This is a genomic window from Arthrobacter woluwensis (genome assembly GCF_900105345.1).
Classification (GTDB): Bacteria; Actinomycetota; Actinomycetes; order Actinomycetales; family Micrococcaceae; genus Arthrobacter_E; species Arthrobacter_E woluwensis.
Genome location: NZ_FNSN01000003.1, coordinates 1779788 through 1792735 on the forward strand (window position 1 = coordinate 1779788; position 12948 = coordinate 1792735).

Genomic DNA, 12948 nt, shown 5'->3' on the forward strand with positions numbered 1-12948 from the left:
CATCGGTCCGGTCTGGAAGGGGTTGTCTGTGAGTGTGAACTGGGCCGGTTACCGGACACGACGTCGGCGCTCCCGGTCCGCCGCGGCGCTCCTCGCCGCGGTCACGGCCGCCGTCGTGGGGCTGCTCGGCTGGTTCTTCCTGCGAGGTCAGTACGAACTGGGGGAGAACGGCTCCGGGCCGACCACCGCCCGGCTGTACGACATGACGTGGATGAAGCCCCTCCCGGGCGTGCACGCCGTCCCCGACGCCCCGGCCCGTTCCGTGCTAGACGCCCTTCCGGTGGCCCCCAAAGACTCCTCCCGCGGCTACGACCGCGCCGTGTTCGGCCAGGCCTGGGCCGACGAGGACCGCAACGGCTGCGACACCCGCAACGACATCCTGCGCCGTGATCTGGACGCCGTGACCTTCACGGCGAGTTCCGCACGAACGCAGTGCCGGGTGGCGACCGGCTCGCTGTGGGACCCGTACACCGGCCACCACATCCCGTTCGAACGGGGCCAGGGGAGCAGCCAGGTCATTCAGATCGACCACGTGGTGGCCCTGGCCGAGGCCTGGAAGAGCGGCGCCGACCACCTGACGGCCGTCGAACGTCAGACCCTCGCCAACGACCCGCTGAACCTTCTCGCGGTGGACGGCCCGTCCAATCAGCAGAAGAGCGCCCAGGACGCGTCCACCTGGCTCCCCGCCAACAGGGGCTTCCGCTGCCACTACGTGGCTCGTCAGGTCTCCGTGAAATACAGCTACGGTCTCAGCGTGAGCCCCCAGGAACGGGACGCCATGCGGCGCGTGCTGGACGGTTGCCCGGATCAGACCGCCATCGCCCGACCCGCGGTTCCGGCACGCTGATCCGGCCTCCAGATCCGGCGCGGTCCGGCCGGCCGGTCAGCACAGGGCTACTTCAGTTCCAGGTAGACGTCGGCGCGGTCCAAGGCGAGAGCGTAGTAGTTCTTGACGGGCACTTCGTCCGGACGGATGCTCACGAATCCCGCGGCCCGGTAGAGGCGCAGGGCGCTGGTCAGGGCATGGTTCGTGCTCAGGAAAAGTCTGCGGCCGCCGAGAGCAGAGGCCCGCTCGATCGCGGCGCGCACCAGGAGGGCGCCGATGCCCCGGCCACGGGCGGTGCGGCGCACGCCCATCTTGGCGAGTTCGAACACGTCCTCGGGATAGGCCACCAGAGCGACCGCGCCGAGGATCTCGCCCGACGCGTCGTCGCGCGCCAGGAGGACATCGCCACCGGCGTCGGTGATGGTGCGCTGCGGGTCGCCGAGGGCATGGAGGTCCTCCGGCTCGACCTGGAAGTGCTCGGTGAGCCATTCCTCGCTGATCTGACGGAAGGCGAGGGCATCCTCAGGCCCCCGGAGTGAGCCGATGGTGATGCCGAGGGTGGGTTGCTGGGACATGAGGGGCCTCCTTTCAGGCGTGGAATCAGTCTCGCCAGGCGCCATTCAGAAGTCCAATAGATCAGACAACTCCGATTGATAAGCTCGGCGTATGGATTCATCCCTCGAGCTGAAACACCTCCGGGCCTTCGCCGTGCTGGCCGAGGAACTCCACTTCGGTCAGGCCGCCTTCGAGCTGGGCATCGCCCAGCCGGCACTGTCGCAGCGGATCCGGCAGATGGAGGAGCTGCTGGAGCTCCGGCTCTTCGAGAGGACGTCGCGGCATGTGGCACTCAGCGAGGCGGGTGCGGCCTTCCTGCCACGCGTTCGGGACCTCCTGGACCGTCTGGACCGCGACGTGGAGGAGGCCAAGCGTGTGGCGCGCGGTGAAGCGGGGAGGCTCGACCTGGCCTTCATCACCTCGGCCGGGGTCATCGTCAGCGGTCACCTGCAAGGGTTCGCCGCAGTGCGGCCGGACGTCCAGGTGCGGCTGTCCAACGGCGACACCACCCAGGTGCTGGACCAGCTTCGGCGGGGCAGCTGCGACATCGGGATCGTCCGCGATGCGGAGCCTGAGGACGGGATGCTGCTCAGCACCCTGAGTCGTGAGGACTTCGTGGCGGTGCTCCCGGCGGATCATCCGGCCGCCGGAGCCGCCGAGGTAGGCGCCGCCGAACTGCTCGATTCGCCCTTGATCCTGTTCCCGCGCGCAAGCGGGCCCCGGGCCTATGACCTCAATGTGAAGCCGTTCCGGGACCTCGGAGTGGAGCGCCGGGCCGACCAGGAATGCACGGGCTGGCACACGATCATCCAGCTAGTGTCCCGTGGGCTGGGTGTCACGATCGCCCCCGAGAGCGTGACGGGGGAGCTGCCGGTGGGCGCGGTCCGGGTGAGCCTCGCCGGACCGGAGCGCTACACCACGGAGGTGCAGCTCGCGACGCGCGACGGCGACCACCGGGCCGTCGTCGAGGCCTTCCGGCGGGCGGCCGGCGTCAACTGAGCCGATAGTTGCTGAGCCGGCGTCCGCTGAGCCGGGCGCCGCTCCGGTGGCGACGAGAACGGGTCGGAGGTCCGGCTCAGCCGCGCGGCAGCGTCAGGTGACCGTGGCCGAGGCCCCACTCGCCGCCGTCGTCGATGTGCTCGAGCACCGCGCGCTGGAGTGAGCTGTCGCGGGGCAGCCGGTCCAGGCCGTCGAGGCCGCGCTGGCGGAACGTGAAGTACACGGCGTCCGTGGGGGAGGCGCTCGTGCGGTCGAGCGTGAAGCGCTGGGCGAAGGCGGCCATGTTGCTGCCCGGGACGCGGCGCGCCAGTTCGGGGTCCAGGAGCCAGGAGATGCACTCGGCGCTGCGGACCGGCTGGTCCGGGAAATGCCGGGCGAAGAACTCGACGGCCTGCGCGAAGCTCGCATCCACGGCGGCGGGGGAGAGGCCGCCGCCTTCCGGGATGTGCACCGAGAGGATCCACTCGCCGGGCTGTGCCCAGTCGGCGTCCTCGTGGTGCTGGAGCAGATGGAACTGCAGACGCCCCAGCTGGAACAGATTGCCGGCGAAATGCAGGGAGAGCCAGCCGAAGGTCTCGAAACCGAAGGTCCCGAAGACCCGTCGGTTGATGTCCACATGGCGGCCGAGGTCCGCGAGCGTCGCGGCCACGATGTCCTGGGGGATGCCGAGGCCTTCCCAGTAGCTGAGGAGCTCCGGGGTGAACCGGGCGTATGCCTCCAGCCAGCCGAACTCGTCGACGTCGCTCTGGGGGGCGTATCCACCGGGGAACGTCCCGAGGCGTTCCCGCAGCACACCGAGAGCGGTCTGCGCTCCCTCGCTCGGCGGGCCGTCGAGCAGCGCCAGCACGGCGTCCCGGTCGGCATCCTGCACGCCGAGGAGTGTCAGGAGTCCGGCCGGTTCCAGCGCGGTCGTCTCCACGGCTCAGTCCTCCGAGTCGTGGCCGAAGGGATCGGGGTCGACGCCGGGCATCCACGTCAGGCCCGGAACGCCCCAGCCGTTGCGCTTCACCTGGCGCTTGGCACGGCGGGCGTAGCGGTCGATCAGGCGGTCGACGTAGAGCAGCCCGTCCAGGTGGTCGTACTCGTGCTGCATGACGCGCGCGAACCAGCCGGTGGCCTCGAAGGAGACCGGCTCGCCGAAGCCGTCGAATCCCTCGACGCGGACCCAATCGGCCCGCTGGAGCGGGTAATGCTCGCCCGGGAAGGAAAGGCAGCCTTCCACGTGGTCCTCCGGATCCGGTGCGGCGCCGGAGACCTTGGAGAGCGTGAGGCGGGGGTTCACCAGGACGCCCTGAGGCGGCACTCCATCCTCGTTGGCGTACTTGTAGACGAAGATCCGCAGTCCGACGCCGATCTGCGGCGCCGCGAGGCCCACGCCGTTCGCCGCATCGTTGGTCTCGAACATGTCGGCGATGAGAGCACGCAGCTCGTCGTCGAACACGGTGACCTCGTCGGCCCGGCGGTGGAGCACCGGTTCGCCCCAGATAGTCACAGGACGGACTGCCATGGCCGTCACTTCCCCTCTTGCCGATGTGCGGATGAACGACTAAGGCCGCATCGGAATCCGATACGGCCGAGCGGGCCGGAGCCCTGGAACCGTGCCGTGGGGCACGTCCGGAAACACTACCGGAACCTGCATTTCCGGACAAACCGCGCGGCCATGCCGGGACACCGGGGCCGGACCGCCGGCTTGCCCGCCGATTCAGCGCTTGGATACGGTCGAAGCATGAGTACGGAGAGCCAGAGCCCGCCCGTCCCTTCAACAGTCTCCCGGACCGGGATCGCCCGGTGGGTCTTCTGGCCCACCGCGGTCATCGTCCTCGCGTTCGTCACGGCCACCATCATCAGCCCCGAGGGCATGAGCGTCGGCATCGCGGCCGTGCAGGGCGCGATCATCGCGAACTTCAGTTGGTGGTACGTGCTCCTGGCCTTCGGCTTCGTGCTGTTCTGCATCTACCTGGGCTTCTCCCGGAAGGGTGACGTCAAACTGGGCCGGCCGGACCACGCCCCTGAGTTCTCCCTGGTGAGCTGGTTCGCCCTGCTTTTCGCGGCGGGCATGGGCATCGGCCTCGTGTTCTACGGAGTGACCGAGCCGCTGACCCATTTCGCCACCCCCAAGCCGTCGCTCGCGGAGCAGCACCTGCAGCCGAGTGCCCAGGCGCAGGAGGCCATCGCGACCACCTTCCTGCACTGGGGCTTCCAGCCGTGGGCGATCTACGTCGTCGTCGGCCTCGCGCTGGCACACGCCATTCACCGCCGTGGGCGGCCGCTCGCCGTCCGCTGGGCCCTCGAACCGCTGTTCGGCGAGAAGGCGATGCGCGGCGGCTGGGGCAACACGATCGACGTCGTGGCCCTGGTGGGCACCGTGTTCGGCGTCGCCACCTCGCTGGGACTCGGCGTGACCCAGATCAGCGCAGGTCTGAAGTCGCTCGGCGTGATCGCGGAGGACAACCACTGGATCGAATACGTGATCATCGTGGTGGTCACGTGCTTCGTGCTGTGGTCGGTGCTGTCGGGCGTCTCCCGCGGCATGAAGTGGCTCTCCAACATCAATCTGATCCTCGCGGGCGGGCTCCTGCTCTTCATCCTGATCGTCGGCCCGACGCAGTTCCTGGCCAAGGAGATCGTGCAGTCCGTGGGTCATTACCTGCAGAACTGGCTCGGCATGTCCACGGACACCTCCGCGTTCACGGGATCGGCGGGTGAAGCCTGGCAGGCGTCCTGGTCCACCTTCTACTGGGGCTGGTGGATGAGCTGGGCGCCGTTCGTGGGCGTCTTCATCGCACGGATCTCCCGTGGCCGCACGGTGCGTGAGTTCATCCTCGGCGTGGTGCTCGTGCCGGCCCTCATCACCTTCGTCTGGTTCGGCGTCCTGGGCGGCACGGCGATCTTCCACGAGATGAACAAGACCGCGGGCTACACCTCGGTGATCGCCGCCGACGGCAGCGTGGACGCCAATGCCGCTCTGTTCCAGGTGCTGGAGCAGCTCCCCGCCGGCGGACTGCTGGTGGTGGGCGCGATCGTCCTCTCCGCCATCTTCTTCATCACCTCCTCGGACTCCGGTTCCCTGGTGATGGCCATGCTGGCCACCGGTGGCGACACTGAGCCGCGGAACTGGATCCGGGTCTTCTTCACGCTCGCGACGGCGGCCCTGGCCGCGGCGCTGCTCCTCGCGGGCGGTCTCGCCGCCATTCAGACGCTCGCCGTCTCCATCGCGCTGCCGTTCAGCGTCGTGATGATTCTCATGTGTGTGGCCACCTTCAAAGCCCTGCAGCGGAACGTCCGGCGGGCGGACCGCCTGCGCCGGGAAGCGCTCGTGGCGGACCTCTCCGAGAAGTTCGGTCTGGAGTCCGACGACGACGCCATCGAGTCCGGTCCGCGCAGCGCGGACGTCTGGTGGGACGGTCTGAGCAGCCGCCGTCAGCAGGCCATCGTCATGGGGGTGGCGAAAGCCGCCCAGACGCTGCCTGCAGAGCACCGGGAGAACCTCCTGGGCCGGCGTAAGCGCAAGGAGTAGGCGCGGCGCGGGGGCCGGCTACAGCAGCACGGTCCCCGCGACGCCGTCGCGGACCGCACCGCCCACCCACAAGCGGCCCTCGGCGTCCCGGGACAGGAACAGTCGCCCGGCCCGGCCGATGCCGGTGCCCTGATGGGCGACGTAGGGCGCGTCCAGGACTCCTTCACAGGACAGCCAGCCCGCCAGCCCGGCGTTCAGGCTGCCGGTCGCGGGGTCTTCCGCGGTGCCCTGCTGCGTCAGGGTGATGCCGCGGACCTCCAGAACGGGCTCCTCACCGTCGCGGCCCGGGTGCAGTGCACACATCCCCGCCTTGACCCCGAGGGAGCGCAGCACGGCCGATTGCGGGCGCGCCTCACGCAGGGTCTCGACGTCGCGCAGGAGCAGACCCATCCAGCGTGCGCCGTTGTCGATCCAGCAGGCGCCGAGCAGCGCGCCCTCCGGCAGTTCCAGAGCCTGCGCGACCTCGGCCTGGAGATCCGCCGGAACCGGTTCCAGCACGGGATCCGGGGCCGCGAAATGCAGCAGGCCGGCATCGCGCCGCACCCGGACCAGGCCCTGGGCGGATTCCTGCACCACGTGGTCCGGGTCCTGCGGCGTGCCGCAGGCGGCGAGCCAGGCGTGGCAGCTGCCCAGTGTGGGATGCCCGGCGAACGCCAGTTCCGTGAGTGGGGTGAAGATCCTGACGCGGTAGTCGGCCTCGGGGGAGTCCGGCGGGAGCAGGAACGTGGTCTCGGAGAGGTTCGTCCAGCGGGCGAACTCCTGCATCTGCTCGGCGTCGAGCCCGCCGCCGTCGAGGACGACCGCGAGCGGGTTGCCCCGGTATGAGGCTCCGGAGAACACGTCGACTTGGCGGAATGGACGGTGGCGCATGGGATCCTCGCTGCTGAAGGGCCGGGTTCACGGATCATTCTGCCTGCTCAGGTTTCGTTTCCCCGGCAAGCGCCGCGCGGCATCTCCGCTCAGGAAGTCTCAGTGCGCGTCGAGGCGGTAGAGGTACTCAGTCACGACGCGGCCGACGCCGGCCGCATAACCGGTGTCCTGCCCAACCTCCTCGAAGCCGTTCTTCCGGAGCACGGCACGGGACGCGGGATTGGTCTCGGCGACCCGGCCTCGCAGCGGACGGGTGGTCTCCTCCGCGAGGAAGAGGCCGAGTGCCCTGGACGCGATGCCCTGGCCCCACCACTCCCGGGCGATCCAGTACGAGATCTCCCGGTCATCGTCGATCCAGAAGCTCGAGATCGTCCCGACCGGCGCGCCTTCGGTCTCGATCACGCGGATCAGATTGGACGGCTCAGCCCTGATCTTCCGATAGTGCTCGTCGAAAGTGTCACGGTCGCTCGGATCGCTGCGGGTGAAGGCCGCCAGCCCGACGCCGGCCGGATCGCTTTCCCACGCGAAGACCGCGTCCAGGTCCGCATCCGTCAGCTCGCGGAGACGAAGCTCCATGGTGGCCCTCTTTCCTGCGCGGTGGTCCAGCCCATTCGTCCAGTGCATTCCGCGGCCGCGGGGCCGCGCCGTGCCGTCGTCCGGATTCGTCGCCAGTCTAAAGAGGAGGACTGACAGGAGAAAAGGGGAGGCGGAGCCTTCGTGAGGGGGAAAACAAAAGTGGCGAGGTTCAGAATTGAACCTCGCCACACATGGGGTGAGCGACGGGGGTTGAACCCGCGACCTCCTGGACCACAACCAGGCGCTCTGCCAACTGAGCTACGCCCACCATGCGGCTCTCGACGGACCGGTTTCCCGGTGTTCCCCCGAAAAGCAACGTCCATAAGCTTACCTGCTCCGGAACCCACTTCGTGCCACTTTTGGCACTTTTCCCGAAAAAAGTTTCGGCGAGTGGTGCAGATTACAGCTGCTGGCCGAGCTGTGCCGCGGTGGCGGCACTCTCGGGAGCCGCCGAGATCTGCGCGGAGATCTCACGGGCCGTCGCGGTGTCGGGCCCGGGAGCTGGGACGAACACGGCCTGGCGGTAGTAGCGCAGTTCGTCGATGGAGTCCCGGATGTCGCCGAGGGCGCGGTGTCCGCCGTGCTTGGCGGGCGCCTGGAAGTAGGCCCGGGTGAACCAGCGGCGGGAGAGTTCCTTGATGGTGCTCACGTCGATCACGCGGTAGTGCAGGTGATTCACCAGCTCCGGCATGTCACGCAGCAGGAACATCTTGTCCGTGCCGATCGAGTTGCCGCCCAGGGGAGCGACACCCACCCCGGGAACCCATTCCTTGATGTACGCCAGGACCTTCTCCTGCGCTTCCTCCATGGTCATGCCGTGGGGGAGCTCGTCCAGCAGCTTGGAGTCCGTGTGCATCTGGCGGACGAAGTCGTTCATCTGGGCCAGTGCCTCATCGGACGGCTTGATGACCACGTCCACGCCGTCACCCAGGATGTTCAGCTCCGAGTCGGTGACCAGTGCCGCCACCTCGATCAGGGCGTCGTGTTCCAGGTCCAGCCCGGTCATCTCGCAGTCGATCCAGACAATTCGCTCTTGTGTTTTAGCCACGAGGACAGACTACCGGTCGGTAGTGCGGCGGGGTGGCGGGCGAGCGGCACGGGGTGGCGGGCTTCCCCTGCTTCCGGTGCGTGCGCTGATAAAATGGCGTCTGCAAAAGCAGGGGGCCTGGCCGGACGGCCGATCCATCACCCCTGACGACACGCTGGGATGGAAGTGGTACGAACGGACGGGTGGCGGTGGTGACGGGTATGGCGGAGACGCAGGACGGAACCACCGTGGACAGGCCGGCTCGCAGGCGTCGCCTCTCCTGGCGTGAGCCGTGGGCGGGCAGTGCCTGGCCGGCCATCGTGGAGGGGACCTTCGGGTCGTTCCTCATGTTCGCCGGTTCGGTGGGCATGGGGTGGATCGCTCCCGCCTCGCCCATGCTCCGGCACCCTCTGGTCATCTTCCTCCGCACCGACGGACAGGGCATCGCCGCATCGACGCTGGCGCTCAGCCTCGGCGCCATGATCCTCATCCGCTCCTGGATCCGGCTGGGTCAGCGCCTGGGCGGCTGGGGGCCGGGTTCCCTCAAGGCCGTGGTCTGGGCGATCTCGCTGTGGGCGCTGCCCCTGTTCTTCGCCGTCCCCATCTTCTCGCGGGACATCTACGCGTACACGGGTCAAGGGCGGCTGGTGGCCGAAGGACTCGATCCGTACTCGCAGGGCATCTCGTCACTCAGCAACTGGTTCCAGCTGGGCGCGGATAAAGCCTGGGCGGAGAACCGCACCCCGTACGGGCCCTATTTCCTCTGGCTGGCCCGCGCCGTGGTCGGCATCACGGGAGCCCAGCCGGACTATTCCGTGCTGCTCTTCCGCGTGGTGGCGCTCATCGGCGTGGTGCTGTGCATCGTGTACGTCCCGAAGCTCGCGGCTCAGCACGGCATCAACCCGGGAAGGGCCTTGTGGCTCGCCGTCGCGAATCCGCTCTTCCTCATCAGCTTCGTCGCCAGCGCGCACAATGACGTGCTCATGGTCGGCCTGGCCGTGGCGGCCTTCTACTTCGCCTCCGTGGGCAAGCACGTGACGGCCCTGCTGCTCATCACAGGGTCGATCGGAGTGAAGATCATCACCGTGGTCTTCCTGCCCTTCCTGGGCCTCATGTGGGCGGGGAAGGGCGCCGGGTGGCTCCGCAAAGTGGTGTTCTGGGCCATCAGCGGGCTCGGGTCGCTCGCGATCCTCCTGGTCAGCGGTATCCCGTACAACCTCGGCCTGGGGTGGCTGTTCGCTCTGACCGACCCCACCCCCGGCTACACCGGTTACGCTCCCTCGGGTTTCCTGGGGCAGCAGCTCGAAATGATCTTCAATGCGCTGGGACTGCCCGGCGGGGACATCGCCACGGGCTTCCGGACCCTGCTGAAGGTGGGCTCCATGGTCATCGCGGCGCTGCTCATCCTGCGTGGCAAGCATGAGCATCTCGTGCGGAGGGCCGGGCTCGCCATGGCCTCGATCGTCCTGCTCTCGCCCATCATCCAGCCCTGGTACATCCTGTGGTTCGTGCCGCTTCTCGCGGCCACCGGCATCCGCAACGACTGGCAGGTCAAGTCCCTCTACATCGTGGTGACCTTCTTCGTGGTGTTCGGCGCCCAGGACCAGCTCTCGGTCTACTCCTTCGTCCAGCTGGGCGTGCCGGTCACCTCGATCGCCTTCTTCGTGGCGCTCGGCATGACGGTGTACCTCGCCTTCCTCGACGTCCACACCCGCAAGGCCCTGTTCGGCGGCCGCCGGAACGACGGGAACTGGGGCGTCATCTGAGCCGCGCAGCGCGCGACTGAACGGGAGCCGCCTATCCCGGCCCGGGCTCGGCGCCGGGAGACGCAACAGGACGACGACGGCGCGCCGTCGTCGTCCTGTCAGAGGGTGGTGCCCGAAGCCCTGGTTCAGACCACCGGGGCCGGTGCGTCCTCCACGCGGCGGGTGGCGCTGCGCCCGAGGTCCAGCGTCCTCCGGATCGACCACACCAGCAGGACCACCAGCAACACGTTGCGCAGCGTCAGCACGGCGGCCATCACCGGGTGCGCGTGGATCAGCGGCGTGTAGAACAGCGGATAGATGACGAACGTGGTCATGGCGATCACCATGAGCAGTGCTCCGGGGACCTTCCAGCGGTCCCAGTCGTGCGTCAGGCCGGCGATGACCACGGGCGCGAGCCAGATCATGAACTGGGGCGAGCCCACCTTGTTGAACACGATGAACGCGGCGGTCATGAGCAGCGCGCCCTCGAGGAACAGCTCCTCCCGCTCGGCGCCCCGGCGGAGGGCCCAGATCAGGATCGCAGCACCGCCGACGATCACCAGCAGGAACAGGGGCTGCATGAGCCAGGCGGCCACGGAAGCGCCCGGCCCGTAGACCTCGGAGGAGTTGATCGCGACGTTGTCGGCGATGTGGGAGCCGGCGATCCCGAAGACGCTCAGCCACACCCAGGGGGTGGAGAACGTCGCTTCCAGCTGCATGCCACGTTCACCCTGCTGCAGCATGAAGTCGGCGATGTGGGAGAGATTCCCCGTGCTCCACAGACCCACGGCGACCAGAGCCGTGACCGCCACGCCCGTGGCCAGGACCTTGAGCCGGTCCCGGCTGGCGATGATGATCGGTGCGATCACCGCGGCCGGCCAGACCTTGATCCACGTGGCCACGCTCAGCAGGGCGGCCGCGAGCACGGGGCGGCGCACCGCGGCGAGCAGGCCCACCAGCACGATCGGCGCCACGACCCCCTCCACGCGGGCAAAACTCAGGTAGCCCATGAACACCAGGAAGAACATCCACCACCAGGCCGGTGCGACACCCGTCGTCCGGCGCGGACCGGACAGCAGGACCACGAGCGCCCAGGCGTTCAGGGCCGTGATGAGGAGGAACCAGCCGAGCAGGTAGAGCGAGGGGCCGAAGACGTTCGCCAGGTGGATCGGGATCTGCGCCAGCGCCGGGTACACCCACGGGGTGATGGGCGCCATGCCGGGGCGGTCCGGGACCACGCCGGTGGCCCATTGGCGGTACTGCTCGGTGTCGCTGAAGGTGTCCCCTCGGAGGAAGAAGGACGCCATCCACGCCAGGAAGTAGCCGTGCACCACGGCGAAGCCCCACCAGACGCTGGCACGGGTGCCGAACCACGCCACGACGGAGGCGGGCAGGACGCGGTCCCGCAGGGAGGTCAGTCGTTCCAGCATGGTCAGCTCCTAGGCCGTGGCGACGGCCGGAGCGGCGGTCTTGGCGTCGCGGCCCAGTACGTACAGGCGATGGACGGAGATGACCAGGAGGCCGACGAGCAGGAGGTTCCGGACCGTGAGGACCAGCGCCATGAGCGGATTGTTGTGGCTCAGCGCGTCGTAGAAGAGCGGGTAGATCAGGAAGGTGGTGATCGCGATCAGGATCAGCATGACGGCCGGCGTGCGCCAGGCCTTGAAGTCGTGGATCAGACCGAGCGCGACGGCCGGAGCGAGCCACACCATGAACTGCGGGGAACCCACTTTGTTGAACACGATGAACGCGGTGGTCAGGGCCAGCGCACCCGCGAGCAGCAGCTCCGTGCGGTCGATGCCGCCGCGCTGCTTGCCCTGATGCAAGGCCCAGAACACCAGGCCGGTCACCACGAGGGCGGCGAGGACCAGGAGCGGCTGCATGAGGGCCGACATCACGGTGGTGCCGGGGCCGTCCACCTGCATCGAGTTGATGTCCGTGTTCATGTACATGTGGGAATCCCCGACTCCGAGCACGGAGAGCCACAGCCACGGCGTGGTGAACGTGGCTTCGAGCTGCATGCCGCGGTCACCCTGCTGGGTCAGGAAGTTGAGGAGGCGGGGGAGCACACCGAGTGCGGCGGCGGCGCCGGCGACACCCGCGGTGACCACCACGCCGCCGAGGATGACGCGGACGCGGTTCTTGACCACGGCGAACAGGGCCAGCATGACCGCGGCCGGCCACACCTTCATCCAGGTGCCGACGGCGAGGATCACCGAGGCGACGAACGGCCGGCGGACGCCGTGGATGAGGGCGATCAGGACGATCGGAGCGGTGAAGCCGTCCACCCGGGCGAAGCCGAGCCAGCCCATGAGGAACACGAAGCTGAGCCACCACCAGGCGGCCGTCATGGTCTTCGGGTTCCGGCCCCAGTCGGTGAGCATCCCCAGCGCGACGCCGTTGAGCACCGTGATCATGAGCACCCAGAGGAAGAAGAAGAGCGCGGGTCCGAACGCGTAGGCGATCGCCATCGGCGGCAGGGCCAGGATCGGGTACACCCAGGGGCTCGGGCCGGAGATGAGCTGGTCGTTGAACCCGGCAGCCACCCAGTCGCGGTAGATGAAGGTGTCGCTGAAGGCCTCATTGCGCGTGGCGAGCACCAGGGCGAAGATCAGGAAGACCGCGTGGAGCACTCCGAAACCGGTCCAGAGACCGCGAGGGGTCGTCAGCCAGTCCTGGGCTCGGCGGGGGATGAGCCTTGTCCTGAGATCCGTCAGTTTCGAGAAGAAGGCGTCGGAGAAAATGGGCTTGTCCTTGTCTGCCAGCGAATGGGTCCACGGCCAACACGCGCGGCCTCGGCCTGGGCGTGGTGGTACGGAGACAGAGGCCCAGA

At 68.4% G+C, this 12948-nt stretch carries 12 protein-coding genes and 1 tRNA gene; 4 read left to right on the plus strand and 9 right to left on the minus strand.

Annotated features, from left to right (window positions below; translation table 11 throughout):
* Positions 1-28 precede the first annotated feature (28 nt).
* Positions 29-847, plus strand: a complete 819-nt coding sequence (locus BLV63_RS08780; protein WP_066210585.1) for an HNH endonuclease family protein — start codon at positions 29-31, stop codon at positions 845-847.
* A gap of 47 nt (positions 848-894) precedes the next feature.
* Here BLV63_RS08780 and BLV63_RS08785 read toward each other — a convergent pair whose 3' ends face one another.
* On the minus strand, positions 895-1401 hold the full coding sequence (locus tag BLV63_RS08785) for a GNAT family N-acetyltransferase (protein WP_066210583.1): 507 nt from the start codon (positions 1399-1401) through the stop codon (positions 895-897).
* 91 nt (positions 1402-1492) lie between these two features.
* Between BLV63_RS08785 and BLV63_RS08790 the strand changes: the two genes are divergently transcribed.
* A complete protein-coding gene (locus BLV63_RS08790) occupies positions 1493-2380 on the plus strand; it encodes a LysR family transcriptional regulator (protein WP_066210581.1) in 888 nt (295 codons plus the stop codon).
* A 76-nt stretch (positions 2381-2456) separates the two neighbouring features.
* Here the strand turns inward: BLV63_RS08790 and BLV63_RS08795 are convergent, their stop codons facing one another.
* Together BLV63_RS08795 and def are read right to left on the minus strand one after the other, a co-directional pair.
* The gene (locus BLV63_RS08795) at positions 2457-3299 is read right to left on the minus strand and encodes an acyltransferase domain-containing protein (protein WP_066210577.1); all 843 of its coding nucleotides are present in this window, start codon (positions 3297-3299) and stop codon (positions 2457-2459) included.
* A gap of 3 nt (positions 3300-3302) precedes the next feature.
* Entirely contained in the window at positions 3303-3887 is a 585-nt protein-coding gene (gene def / locus BLV63_RS08800) for a peptide deformylase (protein ID WP_066211874.1), read from the minus strand.
* A 219-nt stretch (positions 3888-4106) separates the two neighbouring features.
* Between def and BLV63_RS08805 the strand changes: the two genes are divergently transcribed.
* Positions 4107-5897 (plus strand): BCCT family transporter, encoded by a 1791-nt coding sequence (locus BLV63_RS08805; RefSeq protein WP_066210575.1) that lies wholly within the window; start codon positions 4107-4109, stop codon positions 5895-5897.
* Between the two features lie 18 nt (positions 5898-5915).
* Here BLV63_RS08805 and BLV63_RS08810 read toward each other — a convergent pair whose 3' ends face one another.
* The 4 genes from BLV63_RS08810 to orn form a co-directional block, all read right to left on the minus strand.
* On the minus strand, positions 5916-6767 hold the full coding sequence (locus BLV63_RS08810) for a PhzF family phenazine biosynthesis protein (RefSeq protein ID WP_066210573.1): 852 nt from the start codon (positions 6765-6767) through the stop codon (positions 5916-5918).
* 99 nt (positions 6768-6866) lie between these two features.
* Positions 6867-7343, minus strand: coding sequence for a GNAT family N-acetyltransferase (locus BLV63_RS08815; RefSeq protein WP_066210571.1), 477 nt, complete (start codon positions 7341-7343; stop codon positions 6867-6869).
* A gap of 192 nt (positions 7344-7535) precedes the next feature.
* Positions 7536-7611 (minus strand) — tRNA-His (locus BLV63_RS08820).
* A gap of 132 nt (positions 7612-7743) precedes the next feature.
* Positions 7744-8391 carry an oligoribonuclease gene (gene orn, locus BLV63_RS08825; protein ID WP_074784179.1) on the minus strand — a complete coding sequence of 216 codons (648 nt, stop codon included), beginning with the start codon at positions 8389-8391 and terminating at the stop codon, positions 7744-7746.
* Between the two features lie 200 nt (positions 8392-8591).
* Between orn and mptB the strand changes: the two genes are divergently transcribed.
* Positions 8592-10136 carry a polyprenol phosphomannose-dependent alpha 1,6 mannosyltransferase MptB gene (gene mptB, locus BLV63_RS08830; RefSeq protein WP_139244670.1) on the plus strand — a complete coding sequence of 515 codons (1545 nt, stop codon included), beginning with the start codon at positions 8592-8594 and terminating at the stop codon, positions 10134-10136.
* 125 nt (positions 10137-10261) lie between these two features.
* Here mptB and BLV63_RS08835 read toward each other — a convergent pair whose 3' ends face one another.
* Positions 10262-11545, minus strand: a complete 1284-nt coding sequence (locus BLV63_RS08835) for a glycosyltransferase 87 family protein (protein WP_066210565.1) — start codon at positions 11543-11545, stop codon at positions 10262-10264.
* A gap of 9 nt (positions 11546-11554) precedes the next feature.
* The gene (locus BLV63_RS08840) at positions 11555-12832 is read right to left on the minus strand and encodes a glycosyltransferase 87 family protein (RefSeq protein WP_373277817.1); all 1278 of its coding nucleotides are present in this window, start codon (positions 12830-12832) and stop codon (positions 11555-11557) included.
* Positions 12833-12948: the final 116 nt, after the last annotated feature.

Excerpts from the sequence above, each read along its gene's own strand:
- BLV63_RS08785 (WP_066210583.1), bottom strand. The coding sequence starts at position 1,401 with ATGTCCCAGCAACCCACCCTCGGCATCACCATCGGCTCACTCCGGGGG.
- BLV63_RS08790 (WP_066210581.1), top strand. The coding sequence starts at position 1,493 with ATGGATTCATCCCTCGAGCTGAAACACCTCCGGGCCTTCGCCGTGCTG.
- def (WP_066211874.1), bottom strand. The coding sequence starts at position 3,887 with ATGGCAGTCCGTCCTGTGACTATCTGGGGCGAACCGGTGCTCCACCGC.
- BLV63_RS08805 (WP_066210575.1), top strand. The coding sequence starts at position 4,107 with ATGAGTACGGAGAGCCAGAGCCCGCCCGTCCCTTCAACAGTCTCCCGG.
- BLV63_RS08810 (WP_066210573.1), bottom strand. The coding sequence starts at position 6,767 with ATGCGCCACCGTCCATTCCGCCAAGTCGACGTGTTCTCCGGAGCCTCA.
- BLV63_RS08815 (WP_066210571.1), bottom strand. The coding sequence starts at position 7,343 with ATGGAGCTTCGTCTCCGCGAGCTGACGGATGCGGACCTGGACGCGGTC.
- mptB (WP_139244670.1), top strand. The coding sequence starts at position 8,592 with ATGGCGGAGACGCAGGACGGAACCACCGTGGACAGGCCGGCTCGCAGG.
- BLV63_RS08835 (WP_066210565.1), bottom strand. The coding sequence starts at position 11,545 with ATGCTGGAACGACTGACCTCCCTGCGGGACCGCGTCCTGCCCGCCTCC.